Here is a 22,845-nt window from a genome sequence, read left to right on the forward strand (position 1 = left end):
ACGCGGGGCTTACCGTGGGGTCATCGAACACGTCGAGACCCCGGAAATGCCCGGCAAGAGAATCACGGACCACCAAGTGCTCAAGTACAAACAACATCGCAACAAACTCCCGCAGGTGGCGGCCGCCGCCAAGGCGGGAATCAGCGAACGCAGTGCGCGACGCATCGAAGATGCCGGTCAACTGCCTTCGCAACGGCCAGCCAGGAGCTGGCGGACCCGATCGGATCCACTGGCCGAGGTGTGGGAGGCTGAAGTCGTCCCGCTGCTGCGGGCGGACGCGCAACTCAACGCCGTGACGCTGCTGGAGGAACTGCAGCGCCGGCATCCTGGCCAGTACGGAGGTGCCGTGCTTCGTACGCTGCAGCGCCGCGTCCGCCAGTGGCGCGCCGTGCATGGCGCCGAACGCGACGTTTACTTCGCCCAGGAGCATCCGCCAGGCAGACTGGGACTGTCCGACTTCACCGTCGCCGACGACCTGCAGGTGAAGATCGACGGGGTCGCTTTCGATCACCGGCTGTACCAGTTCGCGCTCGCGCATTCGGGATGGCGGCACGCCGTCGTTCTCACTGAAGGCGAGAGCTTCGCCGCGTTGTCCGGCGGACTACAGGCCGCGCTGTGGCGGCTGGGCGGGGTGCCGGAGGAGCATCGCACCGACAGCCTGTCGGCGGCGTTCAACAACCTGGCCGAGGCGCAGGAGCTGACCCGCCGGTACGAGGGTCTGTGCCAGCACTACGGCATGCGCGCGAGCCGCTGCAATCCGAGCCAGTCGCATGAGAACGGCTCCATCGAGTCGCGACACGATTCGCTCAAGACCGCGCTCGACCAGGCGTTGCGGTTGCGCGGTACCCGTCGCTTCGACGAGCGCGCCGACTACGAGGCCTTCGTCGAGACCATCGTGCAGCGATTCAATGCCCGCGCCGTCACCCGGCTGGCCGTCGAGCGGACCATGCTACGGCCGCTGCCGGCGCGCCGCACGGCTGAGTACGAGGAGTTCCCGGCGCGGGTCAGCAAATACGCCATCTTCACCGTCAAGGGCGTGCAGTACAGCGCGCCAAGCCAACTGATCGGACACCGCCTGACGGTTCGCCAGTATGCGCAGCACATCGAGTGCTGGCTGGGCGGCCAATGCGTGCTCGAGCGCAGCCGCGCGACCCACCGCGACGGCCAGCGGCACCCGCGCAACATCGACTATAGGCACCTGGTGGCCGCGCTCAGGCGCAAGCCCGGCGCCTTCGCCCGCTGGGTGCTGCGCGATGCGGTATTCCCCCGCGACATCTACCGCCGCACCTGGGAACGCCTGTCAGCAGCACTTGCAGAGCGCGAAGCCTGCAAGACGATCGTGGGCCTGCTCTCGTTGGCCGCCGACGGCCATGAGGCACAACTCGCCGAGGAACTTGAGCAGCTGATCGAGCTCGACCAATTGCCCGATCTGAATGCGCTGAGCGCGCTACTGAAACCGCCCATCGTCGAATTGCCGGCGGTGTCGGTGCAGTTGCCGCCGCTGCAGGACTACGACGTACTGATCGAGGTGTCGCCATGAGTGCGACGACGCTGCCATCCGGGCGCCTGGCGCTGATGCTCACCGAACTGCGACTGCCCACGATCAAGCGACTGGCCGACGACCTGTGCGCGCAGTCCGACCGTGAGGGCTGGCCCGGACATCGGCTGCTGGAAGCGCTGATGGAGCATGAGATCGCCGAGCGCGAGTTCCGCCGCATCGACCGCCACCGCGCCGAATCCTGCCTGACGCCGGACAAGCGATTGTCGAGCTTCGACTTCGCGGCGGTACCGAGCGTCTCCAAGGCTCAGGTGATGGCGTTGGCCGAAGGTCATGAGTGGATCGACCGCGGCGCCAATGTGCTGCTGTTCGGCCCGCCGGGCGTCGGCAAGAGCCATCTGGTGAGCGGGCTCGGTCACGCACTCGTCGATGCCGGGCGCCGGGTGCTGTTCACCCGGTGCAGTGACCTTGTACAGCGCCTGCAGGCGGCCCGGCGCGACCTGCGGCTGCCGCAGGAACTGGCCAGGCTCGACCGCTTCGACCTGCTGATCCTGGACGATCTGAGCTACGTTCGTCGCGATCAGGCCGAGACCTCGGTGCTGTTCGAGTTGATCGCCGAGCGATACGAACGCAAGAGCCTTGCGATCACCGCCAACACGCCGTTCTCGCAGTGGAGCGACGTGTTCGTCGACCCGGCGATGACCCTGGCCGCAGTCGACCGGCTCGTGCATCACTCGACGATCTTGGAAATGAATGTGGAGAGCTATCGCCGACGGGCGGCGCACGCGGCACAGCCCAGCGGGAGAAGGACCAACGCGAGACCGACGACAACTACAGCGACCGACCACGCAACCTGAGCGCGGGGAAGCCGCGGTGGACAAGTCACCTGCCCACAGGACAAGCCTGTGGACAGCCCCTGCGGGGTCCGTGACTTGCCCACCGCTCGACGACGAAGGAGATCAACAAAACCAAAACCAAGGCACCGATCAACGACAACTACGCCCACGTTCCACCGGCCAAGATAGTTGTCGTCGAGCGGTCAGGATAGTTGACGCCGGCCATGCGCGCGGGCGCCGTCGGTCAGGGGCACGGTCGGGCCGGCGAAATCGATGAACAGCTTCTCGCCGGCGCGCCGGTGCTGACGCATCGAGCGCTTGAGCGTGCGGGCAAACGCCTTGTAGTGCTCGCAGAACTGCGTGTAGCGCCAGGTGCGGCCTTCGGGGTGGGCGGCCACGTATTCCTGCCACAACAGCATCAGCGTCATGCCCTTGCGGTCGAGTTCCCGATGGATGCAGCCCCAGTCGGGTTCGACGAATGGCTGCGAGGTGACAGCGCGAGGCAGCAACGCGTTCGACAGTTGCCGTTCATTCCAGTGTTGGACGGTCTGCCAGTCCAGGCCGGCGACGGTGGCCAGGCTGACGTACTTGGCGACGACGCCCTTGGAGACCTTCAGGGTGGTCGCGATCTGCTCGTGCGAGAGCTTGCCGTGCCACTTCAGGCGGATGACATCTTTGATCATGGGTAGAGAAATTCGTTGCTGGGGCATCCCGTTCCTTCGACGGCAAATCCGCCGAGGCTACGGTGCCCAGGGTTGCGTTCTCTACGCAGTGCCGTCGATGAGTCCGGGCGCCTCCTCAGGAGGCATCAAGCCGGCGGTCACGATCGCCGAAACAGGCGGTCACGATGCCGAATTGGTCGGTCACGTTGCCGAAACGGTCGGTCACGATGACCCGAAACGCGCGCCGGTCACGATACAACGAAATGACCGGTCACGATGCCGAAATCAGCGGTCACGATTGGCCGAAATACGCACCAGTCGCTGGGGCAACTGCAAAGTGGGTAGCCCAATGGCCGCAATGGAGCCAAGACCGTGGACTGGGCGTCCATCAGCGACCGACCGGAACCGCTGCGATGCGGTCGTCATGCAGTGAAGTCTCAATCCAGGAACCAGTCATCCGAATGTGATGCGATTTGCATCGCACTGGGGCGAGCTGCAGCACGATTGATTTACGTTCGCCGATAACGAGTCCTGGCAATCTTCAATGGCGGCGTGAGGTCAAGGCCAATCACCGTGATTTACTGCCACCCAGCGACGCTGCGACGCGCTCAGGTGTGTGCGCATTGCTGTCTGGGCCTCCAATACGTCGCGCTTTTCCATCATTCGATAGACAGCTTCATGCTCATGCAGCGCGTCTGTCCAGGTCTGAGTGTTTTCAGCGCGTCCGCGCAGCTTGGACGAGATGGGGCTGTGGCGTTCATCGAACATGTCGCCGACGAGGCGCACGAGCACCGAATTGCCGGTGATGGTCGCGATGCCGACGTGGAATTCCCGGTCGTGCAACCACGGCTCGCGACGTTCGAAGATTGCCAGACGCATGGCTTCGATCGATTGCGCCAGTGATCTCAGTTGCGGTGGCGTTGCCAGCGCGCAGGCCATCTCGATCACTGTGCCTTCGATCGCGTAGCGCGCTTGCATCAACTCGATCGGGCTTTCACCCATCGGGACGGTGCTGGGGTCAGCTCGCTCTGGTGGAGCGCAAACGTATACGCCCGCGCCCATCCGGATCTCGACATTGCCCTGGATTTCCAGAGCAATCAATGCTTCTCGCACCGACGGCCGCGATACCCCCAGTTGCTGCGCCAGTTCGCGTTCAGGAGGAAGCCTGGTCCCTGGTCGGTATTCCCCGGCAAGGATCAGGCTTCGAATCTGGTCGGCGATTCGTTGATACAGGCGCCGATTGTCATCAGGTTTGATCGGGTCGAGCATGGCCTTGGATCTTCCTCCGGCCTTACCAATGGCCCGCCTTTGCGCCAAGTGTAGCGAGAAAACCCGTCGGAATTGGCCTATTTTGTCAGGCCAACTTGTATTTTTGCGTAATTGGCCTTACCATTTCGCCCGGTCACCGGATCGGCCGAGTCCCTGATGCAACGAAGGAGAGCCATGCTTGCCGTCATATGTGAAACCCCGGGTCGCTTGATTGCGACGCAGCGCCCGCTGCCGACGCTTGCCGACGGTGACGTTCTGCTGCGGGTCAAGCGGGTCGGCGTATGCGGCACTGACCTGCACATCTTCAGCGGCAACCAACCCTACCTGAACTATCCGCGGGTCATGGGGCATGAACTCTCGGGCATTGTCGAACAGACGCCATCCGGCAGCCACCTGGCTGTCGGCGACACGGTTTATGTGATGCCGTACATGTCTTGTGGCCATTGCATCGCGTGCCGCCAGGGCAAGAGCAACTGCTGCGTCAACATCCAGGTGCTGGGCGTGCACCGGGATGGCGCTTTCACCGAATACCTGAGCGTGCCGCAGTCGTTCGTGCACAAGGCCGAAGGGGTCAGCCTGGATCAGGCGGCGATGGTCGAATTCCTGGCTATTGGTGCACATGCCGTGCGTCGCGGCAATGTCTTGTCGGGGCAACGCGTTCTTGTAGTCGGTGCGGGCCCGATCGGCATGGCCGCGATGATCTTTGCGAGGTTGCGCAGTGCCACGGTCACCGCACTCGACTCACGCCAGGACCGGCTCGACTTCTGCATGCAGCATCTCGGTGTCGATGGTGCGATCGCACTCGGTGACGACGACGAGCAGCAACTGGCTGCGGCCAGTGATGGCGAGGCCTTCGACGTGGTTTTCGACGCCACCGGCAATCCACAAGCCATGGAGCGCGGCTTCAAGTTCGTTGCCCACGGCGGTACTTACGTGCTGATCTCGATCGTCGGGGCGAACATCACCTTCTCCGATCCGGAGTTCCACAAGCGGGAGACCACCTTGCTGGCCAGCCGCAATGCAACGACCGAGGATTTCGAGACGGTGCTTCGAGCGATGCGCGCCGGCGATATTCCGGACCGGGCCTTGAACACCCATCGCATGACCCTGGCCGAGGTGCCCAGCGAATTCAGCAAGCTGCTCGATCCGGCTCGCGGCGTCGTCAAGGCGATTGTTGAATGTTGAAGCCCGGCAGCAACGCCATCCTGCAGTTCGGCACCAGCCGTTTCCTGCAGGCGCACGTCGACTTGTTCGTATCGCAGGCCCTCGAAAATGGCGACGCCGGCAAGGCACTCGGCGGCATCACCGTCGTTCAGACGACGGCCGACGCGGACCGGGCACGGCGCATTGCTGCGATGGCAGGGGGCGACGGTTATCCGGTGCGCATCCGCGGAATCAGCGACGGCCAGTTGATCGATCGGACCATGACCTGCCGCAGCGTGCGCCGAGCCTTGCAGGCCGATGCAGACTGGCCGCAACTCCTGGCCATCGCCGGGAGCGAAGCTCAGGTCATGATCTCGAACACGGCCGATCGCGGATTCCAGCTTGATGCAATCGACGGTCCGAGCCTGATCGGCAGCACGCAGCAGGTGCCGCGCAGTTTTCCGGCAAAACTGTTGGTGCTGCTGAACCACCGTTGGCAGGTCAACCCGGGCGCAGCGCTGTCGATCTTTCCCTGCGAACTGATCGAGCGCAACGGCGACGCCTTGCGAAAGCTGGTCGTCGACCTGGCCGGAAACTGGTGCCTGCCCGATGACTTCCTCGACTGGCTGAGTGACCATTGCGTGTGGGCCAACTCGCTGGTCGACCGCATTGTCTCGGAGTCGATCGAGCCGGTGGGCGCGGTCGCCGAACCGTATGCCTTGTGGGCCATCGAACGTCAGGCGGGGTTGGTGCTGCCTTGTCTTCACAAGAGTATCGTGCTGACCGACGATCTCGCGCACTACGCGCGGTTGAAGCTGTTCCTGCTCAATGCCGGCCATACCTTCCTGGCCGAGCTGTGGTTGCGTGACGGCGGCCCCGCCGATCAGACCGTCGCTCAGGCAATGAGCGAGCCCGGGCTTCGCGATGAGCTCGAGGCGCTCTGGGCCGAGGAAATCGTGCCGTTGTTCGATGCGATGGGACAGGGCGACGCAGCTCGAAGCTATCTGGTCGAGCTGCGCGAACGCCTGATGAACCCCTTCCTCGCCCATCGGATCGGCGACATCGCGGGCAACCATGAGCAGAAGAAGCAGAGGCGTCTTGCACCGTTGCTGGCGCTAGCTGCTCAGCAGAACTTGCCATTGCCGCAGCGCAGGCTGCGCGCAGCGCTGGCCGCGCCCCATTGCTCACTCCCAACTGTGTCATGAAAAACGCAAGCCGATCGATCATCCGGTTGAGCGACATCGACAACGTCGTCGTCGCCCGGGTGCCGCTTGACCGAGGCAATGCGCTGCAACTGGGTGACGAAGAGCTGACGCTGCTCGATGCAGTCGATGTCGGTCACAAGCTGGCGTTGTGCGAGATTCCGGCGGGAACAGCGGTTCGAAAGTACGGCCAGACCATCGGCCTTGCCTTGCGCGATATTCGCCGCGGTGAGCATGTTCATGTGCACAACCTCGGGATGGCGAGCTCGCCAGTCGAGCATGGGTTCGGCGCGGCCTACAAGCCGACGGCGCTGATCCGGCCCGAAGCGACCTTCCAGGGCTTCGTGCGTCATGGCGGACGCGTCGGCACGCGCAACTATCTGGGCGTCATTTCGAGCGTCAATTGCTCGGCCACCGTGTGTCGGCATATCGCGCAGGCCTTCGGGAGCGAGGCGCTGCGCGAGTACGCGGCGGTCGACGGGGTGGTGGCGATCACCCATGGTAGCGGTTGCGGGATGTCGGGCAACGGCGAGGGCCTGGAATTGCTGCGCCGCACGTTGCGGGGTTATGCCGACCACCCCAACTTCGCCGGCATCCTGGTGATCGGCCTCGGATGCGAAGTCAATCAGGTGGCGCCGTTGGTCGAGGTGCTCGACGCTCGTGAACCCGGCCTGTTTGCTGCCTTGACGATTCAGGACGAAGGCGGTACGCGCGAAACCATCGATGCCGGCATTGCACGGCTGCGCGAGATGTTGCCGATCGCCAACCGGGCCACGCGCAGCACGGTCGGTGCCAGCCATTTGACCGTGGGTCTGCAATGTGGCGGCTCCGACGGATATTCGGGCATCAGCGCCAATCCCGCTCTGGGTGCCGCCGTCGATTTGCTCGTAGGCCATGGCGGTACAGCCATTCTGTCAGAGACACCCGAGATCTATGGTGCCGAACACCTGCTGACGGCGCGCGCCGCAACGCCGGCGGTGGCCGACCAACTGCTGGCCCGCTTGCGTTGGTGGGAACACTATACGAGCGCGCAAGGCGCAGACATGAATAACAACCCGTCGCCAGGGAACAAGGCCGGCGGCATCACCACCATCCTGGAAAAGTCGCTCGGTGCAGTCGCCAAGGGGGGCAGCACCGGCCTGATGGCCGTCTACGGATATGCCGAGCCGGTCCGTGCCCGCGGCCTGGTGTTCATGGACACGCCGGGTTACGACCCCGTCTCGGCGACCGGCCAGGTGGCCGGTGGTGCCAACCTGATCTGCTTCACGACGGGGCGGGGGTCGACCTATGGCTGCAAGCCGACACCATCGCTGAAACTGGCGACCAATTCGGCCTTGTTCAAGCGCATGGGCATGGACATGGACTTCGACTGCGGTGGCATTGTCGAAGGTGAGATGGGCATCGCGCAGGCTGGCGAATTGCTGTTCGAGCTGATGCTGCGCACTGCATCGGGTGCGCGGAGCAAAAGCGAGCTGCACGGCCTCGGCGACAACGAATTTCTGCCCTGGCAACTGGGCGCGGTGATGTAGGCAGCGCGATCGCGGTTACCGGAGCCCGACCTCCGCATTCAGACCTTCTCCCACAGCTCACGCAGGAAGTCATGGCCTTCGACATAGACCTCTTTGTCGCTTGCACATATGTCGCGATAGATGCGCACATTCGGCCCAGGGTTCATAGGGCGTCGACCGAATGACTCAATGACGCACCAGCCAGCGTAGCCCGACGACTTCAGCGTGCGCAACGTTTTTTCCCAGGGCACATGTCCTTTGCCCGGTGAGCCGCGATCGTTCTCCGAGAGGTGCACATGGCCAATTGCGCCCAGATGCCTGCGCAGCGACCCCACGGGATCGGCTTCCTCGATGTTGGCGTGGAAGGTGTCGTAGAGGAAGCCGTAGTTTGGCCGATCGACTTCGGCCACCAGTTCGGCGGCTTGCGCGGCGGTAGTGCAGACATAACACTCGAAACGGTTCAGCGGCTCGACGGCGAGGCGGATGCCGGCCTCCGCGGCATGCTCGGCGGCCCGTCGATGAACATCGACCAGCCGCTCGATCTCGATCGGCGTCGGCGGCTTTCCGTGGATCTGGAACAGCGGCTGGTGGTATGGCCCCACAAGTACCTCACCACCAGCGAGCTCCAGGCAATCGATTGCCCAGCGGATATGGTCGAGCGCCGCCTGACGCACCGCTGCGGCGTCGCTGATGCAGCTCTTGTCGGGCCCGAGCACCGTGATGCCGGTGCGACGCAGCCCGAGGTCGTCTAGTTGCTTGCCGATGTTCCGGTAAGCCTCAGCGGTGCCATCGAGCACCGGCAGTTCGACACCGTCGTAGCCCGTTTCGGCGAGCGCGTCGAGCAGCGCGCGGTGGTCTGCCGTCACGCTGCGCGTCCAGAGCAGAAGGTTCATTCCGAGCAACATGTTGTCTCCTTAGGCTAAGCGCTCAGAAAAATTCCTGAAGCAAGAGTCGGTTCAATACGCAGCACATCGTAGAAAAGCATGTTAAATCAACATGATGCACAACGAATGCTTGGTCGTATAAAAAGATTGACGACGCAGAAGTCGACCCATACAATGCAACTGAGCGCTCAGATAGAGCGGTTCAGCCCACACACTTCAGGAGGCCGTCAGATGACCGATGAAAACCCCGCTGCAATTGGTACGACTCGCCGAGGCTTCTTGAGCAAGGCCGGTTGGGGTGCGGCTGGCCTGCTCGCGCCGGCCTACCTGAAGGCCAAGGGGCGCCACGACGGCACGACCATCAACGCTGCGATGTTCAGCCACGGGTTCGTCAACCTGCTTCGCCCGATGCTGCCGCAGTTCAAGGAAGAAACCGGCATCACCGTCAACCTGGTGGACAAGGCTTTCCCGATCTACAACCAGCAGACCGATCTGGAGCTGGCGACTGGGGGCGCGAGCCTGGACGTGATCTCGATCTCGTTCATCTACACCGCACGCTGGATCGGCAGCGGGTTCATGGAGCCTCTCGACCGCTACCTGGGCAATCCTGAGCTGACGCCTGCGGACTGGGGGCGGACAGACTTCGTCGAGGCGCTGCAGAAGTTCGGACGCAGTGCCGACGGCAAGGTGACCTACGGCATTCCCTGGGAAGCCGGCGTGTGGTTGATGGCTGCCGGGCGTGGTGACCTGATGGACAAGGCCGGCCTGGCCAATGGTGGCATTCCAGCTTCGTTCGATGAGTTGAAGGCGAACTGTGCCCGGCTGAAGGCGCTCGACCCGTCGGTCGCGCCTTTCATCAGCGACACCACTCATCACGTCAACTACCCGATGTATTTGCAGGGAATGGGTGCACAGATCTTCAAGGATCCGCCGAACAATCTAACGCCGCTGCTGGACAAGCCCGTCGCTGCGGCAGCTGCTGAAATGTATGCGGGCCTGCTGCGTGATCACGGCCCGCAAGGTGTGTTGTCGATGCGCACCGACCAGGTTGCCGGCCTGCTGCGGGGCGGCCAGGCGAACTACTGGCATTACGCCTTGCCCTGGCTGGTGAATGCTGCCAAAGGCGACAGCGCCATTGCCAAGACGGTGCGCTTCGGCGAAGTGCCTGGTGGCTCGGCCGGTCGCTTCCCTTCGGTCGTGACGCATTCGCTGGGCATCCCGAAGTTCTCTCGCAAGAAGGACGCCAGTTGGGAATTCATCCGTTGGGCGATGAGCCCGGCGGTGCAGCGCCGTATGGCCATCGAGCAGGGGTACGCGGCGACCACGCGTACGTCGATCCTGCGTGATCCGGCCTTCGTGAAGAGCATGACGATCAATGGCACCAACATCGCCGCGCTGGTAGAAAAAGTGCTGGCCGACGCCGAGAAGAAGGACTACATGAACTACCGCATCGTCAGTGTCTTCCCGATCATCGGCGGGCACATCAACTCGGCGATCCAGAAGATCGCCTCCGGCCAGGCGACCGGTGCAGAAGCGATGGCCAAGGCGCAGAGCGACATCCTTGTCGACTTCAAGAAGAATCAGGTGAAGGTCGATGCCTGAACACACCGCGCAGTGCTGATCCCGCATGAACACCCTCTCTGACGCGCGAACGAACGTCATCCCCGGCCACGCTTTCAGGCGCGCGACGCTGCGCTCGTGGCTGGCGTCGGACAGAGCCTTCGTTCTGCTGGCCACCGTGCCGTGCATGTTGTGGCTGCTTGTGATGACGATCGGTCCCGCGCTGTTCAACGTGGTGGCCAGTCTCACGCCGATGAACCTGACGATTCCCGGTTCGAGCTGGGACTTCTCGCAACCCTTCGCGAACTATGCGTTGATGCGCGAGGACGACCTATTCCTGAACTCGCTGTGGGTGCAGGCCAGGCTGTCGTTCTGGAGCGTGCTGCTGCAGATGCTGATGGGCCTGGGAATCGCGCTGGTACTGAATTTGCAAACGCCGCTGTACCAGCGCTTGCGCACGGTGTTCCTGGTGCCGATGGTGTTGCCACCGATCGTCGTGGCAGTGATCTGGAAGGTGCTCTACGACCCGAGCACCAGTCCGATCTACTGGCTGCTCGGCGCGTTCGGCTTGAACGACCTGCCGTCGATGACTACCAGCGCCAGTTGGGCGCTGGCCGCGATCATTATCGGCGAGACATGGGAGTGGTTTCCGTTCACGATGCTGATGATCCTGGCGGGACTGAGCACCTTGCCAGAAGAGCAATACGAGGCCGCGCGTATCGATGGTGCCTCCGCTTGGCAGATCACCCGTGAAGTGGTGCTGCCGCACATCAAGAACGTGCTGGTCGTGGCCGCAATCTTCCGGATGATCGACAGCTTCAAGGCTTTCCCGCTGATCTACGTCCTGACAAATGGCGGTCCGGGCGACGTCACCAACACCACGAACTACTACTCGTACCGGCAGGCCTTCGAGTTTTCTTTCATCGGATATTCAAGCGCGATAACTGTGGTGCTGCTGTCGATCACCACCGTGCTCAGCATCATCGCACTGAGACTGGTCAAATGGAGGAGCACCGATGGCTGAAACGCGTGCCGCAAGCCGTCGCGAGCGGGTCGCCGTGCTGGCCGTCACGGCATTGATCTTGTTCCCGGTGCTCTGGCTGTTGTTCCTGTCGTTCGTCCCAGGCAAGGACATTGCGGCCGGCATGGGCGCCATCGGCCGCAATTTCACGCTGCACAACTACACCAGCCTTTGGGATGCGGTTTTCGCCCGCTCGTTCGTCAACAGCCTGATTGTCAGCACGGTGTCGGTCACCGTGGCGATGGCCCTGGGCGCACCGTTTGCCTTCTGGCTGTCGCGCGCCCACCTGAAGGCCCGATCCGACTTTGTCATAGGTTTGATCATCCTGGGCACGCGCATGGCCCCACCAATTGCCTTCACCTTGCCATACTTCCTGGCCTACCGTTATGCCGATCTGATGGACACCCGAACCGGGCTGGTCCTGGTCTATGTGACGATCAACCTGTCGCTGGTGATCTGGACCATGCGCACCTTCTTCGACGGCGTACCGACTTCGATCGACGAGGCGGCCGAGATCGACGGAGCCAGCCGTTTCCAGACCTTCTTCGAGGTTGTGCTTCCGATGTCGGCCACCGGCCTCGTGGCGACCACCATCCTGGCATTCATCTATTCGTGGAATGACTTCTTCTTCGCGCTGATCCTGACGCGCACCGAAGCGATGACCGCCCCGGTTGCAATCGTCAACTTCCTCAATTTCGAAGGATGGGAATGGGGCAAGATTGCCGCCGGTGGCGTGATGGTGATGGCGCCGGTGGCGCTGTTCTCCCTGGGGATGCAGAAGTACCTGGTCAAGGGCCTGTCGGCAGGAGCGGTAAAAGGATGATCGCCATGCGCAAACTCGGCGATACAGCGGTCAGCCGGATCGGCTTCGGCGCCGGGCCCATCGGAGGCTTTCGCGGGCCGGTCGACAGCGTCGAGGCCGAAGCGGCGATGGCCGCCTACCTGAACGCCGGCGGCCGCTACTTCGACACGTCGCCGCTCTACGGCTATGGCCGCAGCGAATTGCGCGTGGGTGCTTTCCTGCGCGAGCAGACCGCCAGTGCCCAACCGCCCGCGGTCATATCGACCAAAATCGGACGTGTGTTCCGGGTCCAGCGTGCGGGTGATGATTTATCCACGCTGCGTCACGGCGGGTTGCCGTTCTGGCCGCGCTTCGACTACTCCTACGACGGTGCGATGCGTTCCCTCGAACAGTCCAGCCTGCGCACCGGCCTGACGCGTTTCGACATCGTGCTGGTGCACGATCTCGAGCCCGGTGTACACGGGGCTGATTTCCAGCGACAGTTCGACACCTGCATGGATGGCGCCTACCGGGCATTGCGCGAGTTGCGCGATGCCGGCGATATCCTCGCCATCGGCGTCGGCGTCAACCAGAGCGAAGCGGCGCGCGCCTTCGTCGAGGCTGGTGATTTCGATTGCGTAATGCTTGCCGGCTGCTATTCGCTGCTCGACCACGACCTGGCCGTGCTGTCGTTCTTCGAACTGTGCCAGGACAAGGGGGTGGGCATCCTGGCTGCCGGGGTGTTCAACTCGGGCATTCTGGCCACCGGCGCTGGTGCTAGCGCCAGCTATGGCTACCGGCCCGCCAACCCCGCCATCAAGCAACGCGTCCGCGCCATTCAGCAGGTCTGCGCGGAATTCGACGTCGACCTGCCAGCGGCAGCCATCCAGTTCGTTCTTGCACACCCGGTGGTGGCGTCGGTGGTGCTCGGTTCGTCTTCTGCGACAAACGTCCAACAAAACCTGGCGCACGCCGGCAAGGTCTTACCAACTGCCTTCTGGCGCAAGCTGGCCGATGCCGGGCTGTTGCCGATGCACCTCACACCAGAACACGGAAAACCCATATGCTGACCGGTGAAACCCTGCTGTTTCCGCTTCTGGCCGATCCGGCTCGGCACGTCAAGGCACCGGCGATCTTCCAGCCGGCGTTCGAAGCCAGAGGACTGGATTGGTTCCTGTTTCCGCTGAACGTCCGCCAGGAGAATTTCGAAGCCGCGTTCGCCCAACTGAGACTGATGGGCAACGTCGGTGGCTGCGTTGTCAGCGTGCCGTTCAAGGCGCGCGCCGCGAGATTGTGTGACCGGCTCGGCCCGCTCGCGCAAAAGGGCGGCGTGGTCAACACCGTGCGCTTTGCCGACGACGGCACCGTCGAAGGCGAGATCCTCGATGGTGTCGGCCTCATCCTGTGCGCCGCCGAAACGGGCATCCGGCTGGAAGGGGCGAACATCCTGATGCTCGGCGCGGGCGGGGCGGCGTCGGCCATTGCTCATGCGCTGGCCGACAAGGGAATCGGTTCGTTGACCGTCCAGAACCGCAGTGCCGACAGGGCCCGTGCGCTGGTCGCCAGCGTCAGGGAGCATCGGCCCGACTATCCGATTGATATCGGCTCGTTCGATGCCACGCGGCACGACGTGGTAATCAATGCGACGTCGCTGGGCATCAGCGCCGACGATCCGGCGCCGATGGATGTGGCACAGCTCAAGCCATCCACCTCGGTCATCGACATCGTGGTGCCCGACACTGCATTGCGTCGCGCTGCACAGGCGTTGGGCTGCAAAGTGACGGGCGGCCGGCCGATGGTGGCAGCCCAGATTGCCGCCCAGATCGCGCTGTGGAAAGGCGAGATCGCCACCAGTACCAACCTCATTCATCGTTGAACAGGAATCCCATGAAAGGCCCTGGCATTTTTCTGATCCAGTTTCTCGGCCCGAACCCGCCGTTCAACTCGCTGGAAGGCCTGGCTGGGTGGTGCGCGGACCTGGGCTTCAAAGGCGTGCAGGTACCGACCTTCCGGAAAGACATCTTCGACCTGGAGCAGGCGGCACAGAGCAAGGGATATTGCGACGACATCAAGGGCATGCTTGCCGACAAAGGGATCGAAATATCCGAGTTGTCGACCCACCGGCAAGGCCACATCTGCGCATTCAACCCGGCCTTCAACCACATGCTGCGCAACTTTGGGCCGCCGGAATTCGCGGACAAACCCGAGGCGCGAAAGGAATGGGCAAGGGCGCAGCTGCTGCTGGCGGCCAAGGCTGCCGGCAACCTGGGCCTGAAGACCCACGCTTCCTTCTGCGGCAATCTGCTTTGGCCCTATTTCTATCCCTATCCACCGCCTCCACCGGGGTTGATCGACGACGGCTTCGCCGAATTGGCCCGCGTCTGGCGGCCGATCCTTGATGCCTTCGACGACGTCGGCGTCGATGTCTGCTTCGAAATACACCCCGGTGAAGATGTACACGACGGCGTCACGTTCGAGATGTTCCTCGACAAACTGGGGGGGCACCCGCGCTGCAACATCCTCTATGACCCCAGCCACATGCTGCTTCAGCACATGGACTATGTCGGTTTCATCGACATCTACCACGAGCGCATCAAGGCCTTCCACGTCAAGGATGCCGAGTTCGTCCCGAGCGCGCGCTGTGGTGCCTATGGCGGCTTCCAGCGCTGGGGCAACCGACCTGGGCGCTTTCGCAGCCTGGGTGACGGGCAGATCGATTTCGGCGCGATCTTTTCCAGACTCGCGTATCACGGCTACGCGGGCTGGGCCGTGCTGGAATGGGAGTGCTACCTGAAGCGCTCGGAAGACGGAGCACGCGAGGCCGCACCGTTCATCACCCGGCACATGATCTCGGTGACGGAGCAGGCGTTCGACACATTCATGACCGACAAGGGCGACGCCCATGTCAACCGCGCGCTGCTGGGTACCTGATGGCAAGGCGATCCATAACCAATTCCGTCGCCGACGTCGAAGATGCGCCCGGCGACGCGATCGAACGCGAGCCCAACCTGCGAGATGTGGCCTACGCGCGTCTGCAACAGCTGTGGTTGAACGGGACGATCAAGCCGCAGCAGTGGCTGAGCCAGCGGCAACTGGTCGAGCTGATCGACGCGCCGCTCGCCTCGGTGCGCGACGCATTGAAGCGCTTGGAGGCCGAAGGGCTGGTCGTGCTGCAGCCGAAGCGCGGCGTTTTCACGCTCGGCACCACGCCGACCCAGATCAGCGAAATCTACGCCTTTCGCATGTTGCTCGAAGTCACGGCGGTCGGCCGCGCCGCCGAGCGGCCGGACATGGTCGCCATCGGGCGGTTGATGTCTGAAACCCGCCGGCTGTACGACACGCGGCAGCAGTCGGATGAAGCTTGGGCAGCCGAACTGCCGCAGCGCATCGAGTGCGACGTCGGTTTCCACCGGTTCGTGATCGGTCAATTCAACAACGCCTACATCAGCGAGGCCTTCGATCGCGCGATCTCGCGCCAGCGGCTGTACCGATTGACGTTTCCTGGCAGCAACCGCCGCGATGGCGTAGCGCTGGCTGAACACATTGACGTGCTCGCTGCGATCGCCGACGGCGTGCCGTCCCGGGCGATGGAGGCCATGCGCAGCCACCTCAGCCTGGCCCTGCGGCGGACGCTCGACATTCCCGAGACGGAAACGAAGGCCCGGTGATGCAGATGACTCCGAAGCCGCGCTTCATCGACGCACACTGCCACGTCTGGCCGGCGCATGGCGTTGCGCTGGTGCCTGGCATGTCACCATACGATCGGCAGCCCAATGCCTATCCGATCGAAGCTCACCTTGACAGGCTGGGCGCGCTAGGCATCGAAGCGACCGTGCTGGTGCCGCATATCGGCTACTACCACCGCGATCTCGGCTACGCCTTCGAATGTGCGAAGCGCTTTCCGGGCCGCATCGCGGTGATGGGCGCAATCACGCAGGCCGAATGCGAAGACCCGACAAGCCTGGCCGGCGATTTCGATCTGGGAGTGCGTTCGTTCCGGATTCGATTCGTTGACCTGCAGCGCCCGCTCGACAACCTGTGCGAATCGCTGGCGACCCAGGCGGCGGTGCTGTGCCCGCTGATCACGCGCACGCAGGCGATGGCCGGCGCATTGAACCGTGTCATCGAACTCGCCGCGGGCCATCCACGACTTCGCTTCGCGATAGACCACTTCGCCGGCTGGCCGGAGGCGCCGGCATGGACGTCTCTGGCGGCATTGCCGAACGTGCTTGTGAAGGTATCCGACTTCGCGGCCTTCGATGTGCCACCTTATTGGCGTGCCCTCGAGGCCACGCTCAACATGCAGGCGCTGTTCGGCGCGGATCGCCTGATGTGGGGCAGCAACCTGCCGGTCTTCGAACTCGATGCCGTGCAGCGACTGGATCAGGCCTTCAATGTCATCGAAACCGCCCGCGGGATGAGCGGCACCGACAAGGCCGCAATCCTCGGCGGCACCGCCGCGCGAACCTTCTTCAACCCATGAACCCTCACGCATTGAACGGACCGACCATGGCGCAGCCGCCGAACATCATCCTCATCATCACCGACCAGCAGCGCTTCGACACGATCGCGGCGCTCGGTGCCGGCCACGTCGATACCCCCAACATCGATGGGCTGGCAAAGACCGGGGTCAGCTTCAACAACTGCTTCATCACTGGAGCGAGCTGCGTACCGAGCCGCGCCAGCCTTTTCACCGGGCTGTACCCGCACACCACTGGCGTGCTGAAGAACGGCGCACCTTGGCAGCGAGGGTGGGTCGATCAGCTGCGCAACGCCGGCTACCGCACGGTGAACATCGGCAAGATGCACACCGTACCGTACGACGCGAAGGCCGGTTTCGACGAACGGTACATCGTCGAGAACAAGGACCGTTACCTTGACGGCCGCTGGTTCTTCGACGAATGGGACAAAGCACTGGCACACCGTGGCTTCGTCAAGCCCCAGCGCGAGCTCTATCGCAAACGCGCGGACTACGCCGAGCGTCTCGGTGCGTTTGCCTGGGAGCTGCCGGCGGAGCTGCATTCCGACAACTTCGTCGGTGGCATGGCCAGGTGGTGGCTGAACACGAAACCCAAGCAGCAGCCCCTGTTTCTGCAGATCGGATTTCCCGGGCCGCACCCGCCGTACGACCCGACGCCCGAACTCCTGGAGAAATACCTGGCGCGCAGCGACACACCCATGCCACGCGTCGACAAGGTAGAACTCGAGGCATTGCCACCCCCATTGAAGGGCAAGCGCATCCACGACGCCGAGGTCGACCACGACTCCGTACTGTGGCCGCTCGGCGCCAGCGACGAGCAGATTCGCCGCATGCGTGCCCACTACCTGGCCAACATCGAAATGATCGATACCCAAGTTGGCGAGATCTTGGCGACGCTTGAATCCCGCGGCTACCTTGACGATGCCATCGTCGTCTTCACCACCGACCACGGCGACTGCCTGGGAGATCACGGTTTGACGCAGAAGTGGAGCATGTACGAAGAGGTTGTCCATGTGCCATTGATCATCAGCGCACCAGGCCGCTTCGACGGTGGGCGCAGCGTCGACGGCCTGGTGCAGTTGCACGACCTGGCTCCGACAATCCTCGAATGGGCCGGCGTGGGTGCTCCTTACCCGATGGAGGCCCAGTCGCTGGGTGCGGCGCTCAGTGGCGGGGAGTTTCCAGGACGCGAGTACGTGTTCTGCGAGCAGGCCGGCGACCACAACCTGACCGCTTGCGAGTTCATCACCATGGTGCGGTCAGCGGATTGGAAGCTGGTGCACTTCAAGGGCGAACGTTATGGCCAGCTGTTCGACTTGAAGGCGGACCCGCACGAGCAGCGCAATCTGTGGGACGCACCAGCCCATGCCTCACACAAGCAGCATCTGCTCGACGTGCTGCGTGACTGGCTGATCGAAAGCAACTACGCGGCGCGCGACATCTACGCCGACGCGCGCTGAAACCAACGGATCTGAAGGTTCGCATCATGGCCACCGTTACCACCCGCAAAGTCGTCAAGTCTTTTGGCAACGTCGAAGTCATCCACGGAATCGAGCTGAACGTCGCAGATGGCGAATTCGTCGTCCTCGTCGGCCCGTCGGGCTGCGGGAAATCGACGCTGCTGCGCATGATCGCCGGCCTGGTCGACGTCACGTCGGGCGACATCGAGTTCGACGGCAGGCGTGTCAACGATGTCGCTCCACGCGACCGCGACATTGCGATGGTGTTCCAGAATTATGCGCTGTACCCCACGAAGACTGTTCGACAGAACCTTGGCTTTTCGCTGAAGATCCGGCGCGAGGCGCAAGCGGAGATCGAGCGCAAGGTCGACGCGGTGGCAGACCTGCTCGGACTGACGAAGTTGCTCGACCGTCTCCCCGGGCAACTGTCGGGTGGACAGCGCCAGCGGGTCGCGATGGGTCGTGCGATCGTGCGGCAACCGCAGGTTTTCCTGTTCGATGAGCCATTGTCGAATCTGGACGCGTTGCTGCGCGGACGTATGCGCTCAGAGATCAAGGCAATGCACCAGCGAATCGGCACTACGTCCATCTACGTGACCCACGACCAGGTTGAAGCGATGACGCTGGCTGACCAGATCGTGGTCATGAATGGAGGCCGGGTCGAGCAGATCGGATCACCGCTCGAGCTCTATCACCACCCGGTCAATACATTCGTCGCCGGTTTCATTGGTGCGCCGCAGATGAACTTCTTCAAGGGGCGCATTCTGAGTCAGGCTGGCCAACGAGTCGCCGACACCGCCGTAGGTGTCCTGCCGTTTGACATCGATGTAGCAACCGATGACGGCCGCGAAATCAGCTACGGCATTCGCCCGGAGCATCTGGGCTTCGTTGCCGAGGGCGGATTCGAAGCGCGGGTGAAGTTGGTCGAGCCGATGGGAGCGGAGAGTCTGGTCTTGGCCGAGGCGCGTGGAGAAGAGGTGCAGGTCCTGATTCGTGATGAGTCGGTGCCGCTGCCGCTGCCGGGTGAAATCGTTCGTCTTGCACCGCAGCGCGGCAAGGCATGCACTTTCGACGCGGTGTCCGGCTGCAACCTCGTGGCCGCCTGAATCCTTCAGCCAGATCCACCTGTTCGACCTTGCTCTTTGAGTGGCGATTGTCCACTCGTCGGGAGCCTTGCGGAAACAAGCTCCGTCAATGTGCAGCTCGACCCCTTTCATCCACCCATCCCAGGCATGGCGAGCCAACGCAAGCCATGACCACATCACCAAGGAGACCCAGCCCATGTTCATGAAAAACCGGTCGTTGTTCGCGTCGCTGCTGCTCGCTGCGACCGCCTGTACAGGCGCTCTGGCGCAGACCTATCCGGACAAGCCGATCAATGTGATCGTCCCTTTCAACCCCGGTGGAACTTCGGACACCGTGATGCGAGCGATCGCCGGAAAGATGGCCGAGGCGCTCGGCCAACAGGTCGTGGTAGACAACAAGGCAGGTGCCGGTGGCGGTATCGGTGCGACGCTGGTGGCGCGCGCCGCTCCCGACGGCTACACGCTGCTGATCGCACCGATCGGCACGTTCGCGATCGCGCCATACATCAACAAGAGCATGAAATATGAGCCGCGTCGCGACTTCGATCTGTTGACGATTCCAGTGCGAACGCCGAACGTTCTGGTCGCGTCGCCTGGCTTCCCCGCCAACTCTTTCAAGGAACTGATTGCCTACATGAAGGCGAACCCCGGGAAGGTCTCGTTCGCCAATTCTGGCACTGGCACGACCGACCACCTCAGCGCGGCCCTGGTCTGGAAGCGCACTGGCACGACTGGCATTCACGTCGCCTACAAGGGCGCCGGCCCCGCTTTGACCGACCTGATGGCCGGCCATGTGAATGTATTGATCACCAACTTCGGAAACGTCAGCAGCCATATCAAGGCGGGCAAGATCAAGCCGCTGGCCGTCACCGCCCAGCAGCGAATACCCGAGCTGCCGCAGGTGCCGACCTTCACCGAAAATGGTATTGATGATTTCGTCATCTATGGCTGGCAGGGGATTGCCGGACCCAAGGGCATGCCGCCTGCCGTCAATGCCAAGCTGCACAGCGCGATTGTGGGCGCGTTGAAAGATCCCGATGTGACGCGCCAGCTCGAATCGCTGGGTTTCCAGGTCCATGGCAGCACAAGCCAGGAATTCGCTCGCGAGTTGGACAGGGAAACGGTGCGGTGGAAGAGCATCATCGAGGCCGAGGGCATCGTGGTCGAATGACGATCCGCTTGTAACTCTCCGATGTCGAGGGCATCTCGTTGCCGCAGCTCCAGCTGTTAGCAAGGACGCCATGGCCGTCAAATCGCACAGCTGCATCGCAGTGACACGGCAGCCTATTCCTCCGGCTTCCGGATCTCCCCTCCGAGCAGAACAGACAGTTCATGCGCTCCCTGCTTGACATGTTGAAGCGCCTCGACCACCGTGGTGCGCGGATTGGCCTGCCCCATGAAACCCATCGTGATTGCGGCGACGACGCCGGAGTGATCAAAAACCGGGGCACTGAGGTTGATGATGCCGTGCACCATGACGCTGTCTCGTTGCTCATGGCCAAGCTTTCGGATCTGTTCAAGTCGCTGGGCGATGACGTGGCGCTCGCCGGGAACGAATCCTGCCAGCACACGCTCTTCTTGGCCATCGCGAAGCACAGCGCCATCAATTCATTCTCGATCTGGTAACCCAGTTCGATGTTGCCACTCATGGCTGCGCGTACCGCCGGTCGGTCGCTCGCAGGCCTCACAGCGGGCTGTCAGGCCGCAGTTTCGCTACTGGAAAATTGCGTCAGCTCGTTCTGCTCCCAGTGCGATTATTGGGTCTCCGGGCTTCAAGTCCCGCGGCCTCGCGTCCGGCTCGACTGTGGTCGGTCGCGGTTGTGCAGTCGGCGCGTGGGACGCATCCACCAAATCCACTGCACACCCGTGGTCCACGATCGATATTCCGCTTCAGACTGAACTGAGTCACTCGCAACCGGCTGTCTGAGTGACGGCGGCGTTCACTTCCAGTCGTCCGCTGGTCCGAAACTTGAGGGACCGCTACAGCTCCGGAACCGGGTCTTCAACGACTAGGGCGATCAGCCTTCAGTCGAATAGTCAATTGACCGGTTGCCGGTTCGCTTCAGGCGCGCTGGAGGACTTGATGCCAAACGAATGGGCTCTCCAGAATCGGTAGCTTCATCGTGCTCACCTTTGGCCGGCGGGCCTTGGCGCCACTCGACTCAGATGACTGCTTTCGCCTTCAATGCGGCGAGGTCGGCCGTCGTCAGGCCCAGCGAGCCATAGATCTGCTCGTTGTGCTCGCCGGTCTCTGGGCCCACCGTGGGAACGGTGGGCGTGCGGCCGGTGAACCTTGGCACCGCCGCCGGCGCCGGAATTGCGCCAAGCACCGGATCCTGCATCGAGACGAAAGTCCCGCGTGCGCGAAAGTGCGGGTCGGCGAGAACGTCCGCTGTCGAGTACACCTTGCTGAAAGGCACCTGCTCGCGGTCAAGGGTCGCCGCAAGCTCCTCGAGCGGCATGCTTCGACACCACGTCTCGATGATCTGATCGAGTTCCGCCAGGTTGACGGTTCTCAGCACGGTGCTGCGAAACCTCGTGTCTTCGGCCAAGTCGTGTCGATCCATTGCAGTACAGATGCGTCGGAAGATGTTGTCGCCCGATCCGACCAGGGTGATCCACGCACCGTCCCGAGTCTGATAGACATTCGAAGGCGCGGTATAGGTCGCCCGTGAGCCCGAGCGGATGCGGTCGATGCCGGCCACCACATATTCGGCTGCCAGCGGATCGAGCAGCCGAATCATGGCCTCCGTGGCAGACAGATCGATCTCGACGCCTTCTTGCTGATGCTTCGGCCTCGAGTTGCGCTCGAGGAGCGCGGTCACGATCGAGAATGCCCCGAACAGCCCCGAGATAGCATCTCCCAGCGGGTAGTTCATGTGCTGAGGCGGGCCCCCTGGCTCGCCGGTCAGATGGGCGAATCCGCTCATCGCCTCGAAGATTCGGGCGAAGCCCGGCCGTTTCGCATACGGTCCGGTCTGTCCGAACCCGGTCAGGCGCAAGACGATCAGCCGAGGGTTGTGGCTGCGAAGCGTTGCCATGTCGAGTCCCCAGCCGTCGAGCGTTCCGGTTCGAAAGTTCTCGATCAGCACATCGAAACTCTCCACCAGCCGGAGGAACAGCGCTCGACCCTCGGGCTTCCGTACATCCAGGGAAATGCCTTTCTTGCCTCGGTTCAGGGTCTTCCAGAAGAGGGCGTGCCCGTCATGCACCGGTGCGAGGCCGCGCAAGGTGTCGTTGCCGCTCGGAAGTTCGAGCTTGACGACCTCGGCTCCCATGTCGGCGCAAAGCGTCCCCGCGAAGGGCGCCGCGATCACCGTGGCCATGTCGAGGATTCGGATACCGCTGAGTGGACGATCTTGCATGTCGAGAGTTCGGTTGGTTGGGGCCGCCGGTTGCTTCGGCACGAGTGCCGTTACCCGGTTGACCGGAAGCGTCTTTGCCTGAAGCGATGGT

General features: G+C 62.9%; 21 protein-coding genes. 16 read left to right on the forward strand and 5 right to left on the reverse strand.

Annotation, left to right across the window (positions count from 1 at the left end; translation table 11 throughout):
- Positions 1 to 46: 46 nt before the first annotated feature.
- Entirely contained in the window at positions 47 to 1,540 is a 1,494-nt protein-coding gene (gene istA, locus ACNH6H_RS20095; RefSeq protein WP_418317605.1) for an IS21 family transposase, read from the forward strand.
- Positions 1,537 to 2,355, forward strand: coding sequence for an IS21-like element helper ATPase IstB (gene istB, locus ACNH6H_RS20100; protein WP_418317604.1), 819 nt, complete (start codon positions 1,537 to 1,539; stop codon positions 2,353 to 2,355). The genes istA and istB overlap by 4 nt, the downstream gene beginning before the upstream one ends.
- A gap of 182 nt (positions 2,356 to 2,537) precedes the next feature.
- Here istB and ACNH6H_RS20105 read toward each other — a convergent pair whose 3' ends face one another.
- Positions 2,538 to 3,017 carry a hypothetical protein gene (locus ACNH6H_RS20105; protein ID WP_418320072.1) on the reverse strand — a complete coding sequence of 160 codons (480 nt, stop codon included), beginning with the start codon at positions 3,015 to 3,017 and terminating at the stop codon, positions 2,538 to 2,540.
- Positions 3,018 to 3,554: 537 nt separating this feature from the next.
- Complete coding sequence (locus ACNH6H_RS20110) at positions 3,555 to 4,265, reverse strand: FadR/GntR family transcriptional regulator (RefSeq protein WP_418320073.1); 711 nt, start codon at positions 4,263 to 4,265, stop codon at positions 3,555 to 3,557.
- A 174-nt stretch (positions 4,266 to 4,439) separates the two neighbouring features.
- On the opposite strand from ACNH6H_RS20110, the gene ACNH6H_RS20115 reads away from it, so the two are divergent.
- The 3 genes from ACNH6H_RS20115 to ACNH6H_RS20125 are packed head-to-tail and all read left to right on the forward strand — an operon-like array spanning position 4,440 to position 8,139.
- The gene (locus tag ACNH6H_RS20115; RefSeq protein WP_418320074.1) at positions 4,440 to 5,450 is read left to right on the forward strand and encodes a zinc-binding alcohol dehydrogenase family protein; all 1,011 of its coding nucleotides are present in this window, start codon (positions 4,440 to 4,442) and stop codon (positions 5,448 to 5,450) included.
- Positions 5,444 to 6,613 (forward strand): mannitol dehydrogenase family protein, encoded by a 1,170-nt coding sequence (locus ACNH6H_RS20120; RefSeq protein ID WP_418320075.1) that lies wholly within the window; start codon positions 5,444 to 5,446, stop codon positions 6,611 to 6,613. The genes ACNH6H_RS20115 and ACNH6H_RS20120 overlap by 7 nt, the downstream gene beginning before the upstream one ends.
- Entirely contained in the window at positions 6,610 to 8,139 is a 1,530-nt protein-coding gene (locus ACNH6H_RS20125) for a UxaA family hydrolase (RefSeq protein ID WP_418320076.1), read from the forward strand. The genes ACNH6H_RS20120 and ACNH6H_RS20125 overlap by 4 nt, the downstream gene beginning before the upstream one ends.
- Positions 8,140 to 8,177: 38 nt before the next feature.
- Here ACNH6H_RS20125 and ACNH6H_RS20130 read toward each other — a convergent pair whose 3' ends face one another.
- Positions 8,178 to 9,023 (reverse strand): sugar phosphate isomerase/epimerase family protein, encoded by an 846-nt coding sequence (locus ACNH6H_RS20130; RefSeq protein WP_418320077.1) that lies wholly within the window; start codon positions 9,021 to 9,023, stop codon positions 8,178 to 8,180.
- 210 nt (positions 9,024 to 9,233) lie between these two features.
- Between ACNH6H_RS20130 and ACNH6H_RS20135 the strand changes: the two genes are divergently transcribed.
- The 11 genes from ACNH6H_RS20135 (at position 9,234) to ACNH6H_RS20185 (ending at position 20,560) form a co-directional block, all read left to right on the forward strand.
- Positions 9,234 to 10,604 (forward strand): ABC transporter substrate-binding protein, encoded by a 1,371-nt coding sequence (locus ACNH6H_RS20135; RefSeq protein WP_418320078.1) that lies wholly within the window; start codon positions 9,234 to 9,236, stop codon positions 10,602 to 10,604.
- Positions 10,605 to 10,629: 25 nt separating this feature from the next.
- Positions 10,630 to 11,586 (forward strand): carbohydrate ABC transporter permease, encoded by a 957-nt coding sequence (locus ACNH6H_RS20140; RefSeq protein ID WP_418320079.1) that lies wholly within the window; start codon positions 10,630 to 10,632, stop codon positions 11,584 to 11,586.
- Complete coding sequence (locus ACNH6H_RS20145; protein ID WP_418320080.1) at positions 11,579 to 12,406, forward strand: carbohydrate ABC transporter permease; 828 nt, start codon at positions 11,579 to 11,581, stop codon at positions 12,404 to 12,406. The genes ACNH6H_RS20140 and ACNH6H_RS20145 overlap by 8 nt, the downstream gene beginning before the upstream one ends.
- Entirely contained in the window at positions 12,403 to 13,434 is a 1,032-nt protein-coding gene (locus tag ACNH6H_RS20150) for an aldo/keto reductase (protein ID WP_418320081.1), read from the forward strand. The genes ACNH6H_RS20145 and ACNH6H_RS20150 overlap by 4 nt, the downstream gene beginning before the upstream one ends.
- Complete coding sequence (locus tag ACNH6H_RS20155; RefSeq protein WP_418320082.1) at positions 13,428 to 14,240, forward strand: shikimate dehydrogenase family protein; 813 nt, start codon at positions 13,428 to 13,430, stop codon at positions 14,238 to 14,240. The genes ACNH6H_RS20150 and ACNH6H_RS20155 overlap by 7 nt, the downstream gene beginning before the upstream one ends.
- Positions 14,241 to 14,251: 11 nt before the next feature.
- A complete protein-coding gene (locus tag ACNH6H_RS20160; protein WP_418320083.1) occupies positions 14,252 to 15,295 on the forward strand; it encodes a sugar phosphate isomerase/epimerase family protein in 1,044 nt (347 codons plus the stop codon).
- A complete protein-coding gene (locus tag ACNH6H_RS20165) occupies positions 15,295 to 16,032 on the forward strand; it encodes a GntR family transcriptional regulator (protein WP_418320084.1) in 738 nt (245 codons plus the stop codon). The genes ACNH6H_RS20160 and ACNH6H_RS20165 overlap by 1 nt, the downstream gene beginning before the upstream one ends.
- On the forward strand, positions 16,032 to 16,847 hold the full coding sequence (locus ACNH6H_RS20170; protein ID WP_418320085.1) for an amidohydrolase family protein: 816 nt from the start codon (positions 16,032 to 16,034) through the stop codon (positions 16,845 to 16,847). Before ACNH6H_RS20165 ends, ACNH6H_RS20170 begins: the two co-directional genes overlap by 1 nt.
- Positions 16,848 to 16,858: 11 nt before the next feature.
- Positions 16,859 to 18,304, forward strand: a complete 1,446-nt coding sequence (locus ACNH6H_RS20175; protein WP_418320086.1) for a sulfatase — start codon at positions 16,859 to 16,861, stop codon at positions 18,302 to 18,304.
- A 26-nt stretch (positions 18,305 to 18,330) separates the two neighbouring features.
- Entirely contained in the window at positions 18,331 to 19,410 is a 1,080-nt protein-coding gene (locus ACNH6H_RS20180; RefSeq protein WP_418320087.1) for an ABC transporter ATP-binding protein, read from the forward strand.
- Positions 19,411 to 19,585: 175 nt separating this feature from the next.
- A complete protein-coding gene (locus tag ACNH6H_RS20185; RefSeq protein ID WP_418320088.1) occupies positions 19,586 to 20,560 on the forward strand; it encodes a Bug family tripartite tricarboxylate transporter substrate binding protein in 975 nt (324 codons plus the stop codon).
- Between the two features lie 113 nt (positions 20,561 to 20,673).
- Here the strand turns inward: ACNH6H_RS20185 and ACNH6H_RS20190 are convergent, their stop codons facing one another.
- Entirely contained in the window at positions 20,674 to 20,958 is a 285-nt protein-coding gene (locus ACNH6H_RS20190) for a hypothetical protein (protein WP_418320089.1), read from the reverse strand.
- A 593-nt stretch (positions 20,959 to 21,551) separates the two neighbouring features.
- Positions 21,552 to 22,754 (reverse strand): CaiB/BaiF CoA transferase family protein, encoded by a 1,203-nt coding sequence (locus ACNH6H_RS20195; RefSeq protein ID WP_418321418.1) that lies wholly within the window; start codon positions 22,752 to 22,754, stop codon positions 21,552 to 21,554.
- Between the last annotated feature and the right edge of the window lie 91 nt (positions 22,755 to 22,845).

The sequence above is a fragment of the Pseudideonella sakaiensis genome, from assembly GCF_048320135.1.
Lineage (GTDB): Bacteria > Pseudomonadota > Gammaproteobacteria > Burkholderiales > Burkholderiaceae_C > Ideonella_A > Ideonella_A sakaiensis_A.

Bases quoted from the DNA above. Each gene is read 5' to 3' on its own strand.
- ACNH6H_RS20170 (WP_418320085.1), top strand. From the start codon at position 16,032: ATGCAGATGACTCCGAAGCCGCGCTTCATCGACGCACACTGCCACGTC.
- istB (WP_418317604.1), top strand. From the start codon at position 1,537: ATGAGTGCGACGACGCTGCCATCCGGGCGCCTGGCGCTGATGCTCACC.
- ACNH6H_RS20140 (WP_418320079.1), top strand. From the start codon at position 10,630: ATGAACACCCTCTCTGACGCGCGAACGAACGTCATCCCCGGCCACGCT.
- ACNH6H_RS20110 (WP_418320073.1), bottom strand. From the start codon at position 4,265: ATGCTCGACCCGATCAAACCTGATGACAATCGGCGCCTGTATCAACGA.
- ACNH6H_RS20115 (WP_418320074.1), top strand. From the start codon at position 4,440: ATGCTTGCCGTCATATGTGAAACCCCGGGTCGCTTGATTGCGACGCAG.
- ACNH6H_RS20135 (WP_418320078.1), top strand. From the start codon at position 9,234: ATGACCGATGAAAACCCCGCTGCAATTGGTACGACTCGCCGAGGCTTC.
- ACNH6H_RS20155 (WP_418320082.1), top strand. From the start codon at position 13,428: ATGCTGACCGGTGAAACCCTGCTGTTTCCGCTTCTGGCCGATCCGGCT.
- ACNH6H_RS20145 (WP_418320080.1), top strand. From the start codon at position 11,579: ATGGCTGAAACGCGTGCCGCAAGCCGTCGCGAGCGGGTCGCCGTGCTG.
- ACNH6H_RS20130 (WP_418320077.1), bottom strand. From the start codon at position 9,023: ATGTTGCTCGGAATGAACCTTCTGCTCTGGACGCGCAGCGTGACGGCA.
- ACNH6H_RS20195 (WP_418321418.1), bottom strand. From the start codon at position 22,754: ATGCAAGATCGTCCACTCAGCGGTATCCGAATCCTCGACATGGCCACG.
- ACNH6H_RS20165 (WP_418320084.1), top strand. From the start codon at position 15,295: ATGGCAAGGCGATCCATAACCAATTCCGTCGCCGACGTCGAAGATGCG.
- ACNH6H_RS20105 (WP_418320072.1), bottom strand. From the start codon at position 3,017: ATGATCAAAGATGTCATCCGCCTGAAGTGGCACGGCAAGCTCTCGCAC.
- ACNH6H_RS20150 (WP_418320081.1), top strand. From the start codon at position 12,403: ATGATCGCCATGCGCAAACTCGGCGATACAGCGGTCAGCCGGATCGGC.
- ACNH6H_RS20120 (WP_418320075.1), top strand. From the start codon at position 5,444: ATGTTGAAGCCCGGCAGCAACGCCATCCTGCAGTTCGGCACCAGCCGT.
- ACNH6H_RS20125 (WP_418320076.1), top strand. From the start codon at position 6,610: ATGAAAAACGCAAGCCGATCGATCATCCGGTTGAGCGACATCGACAAC.
- ACNH6H_RS20185 (WP_418320088.1), top strand. From the start codon at position 19,586: ATGTTCATGAAAAACCGGTCGTTGTTCGCGTCGCTGCTGCTCGCTGCG.
- ACNH6H_RS20180 (WP_418320087.1), top strand. From the start codon at position 18,331: ATGGCCACCGTTACCACCCGCAAAGTCGTCAAGTCTTTTGGCAACGTC.
- ACNH6H_RS20160 (WP_418320083.1), top strand. From the start codon at position 14,252: ATGAAAGGCCCTGGCATTTTTCTGATCCAGTTTCTCGGCCCGAACCCG.
- istA (WP_418317605.1), top strand. From the start codon at position 47: ATGCCCGGCAAGAGAATCACGGACCACCAAGTGCTCAAGTACAAACAA.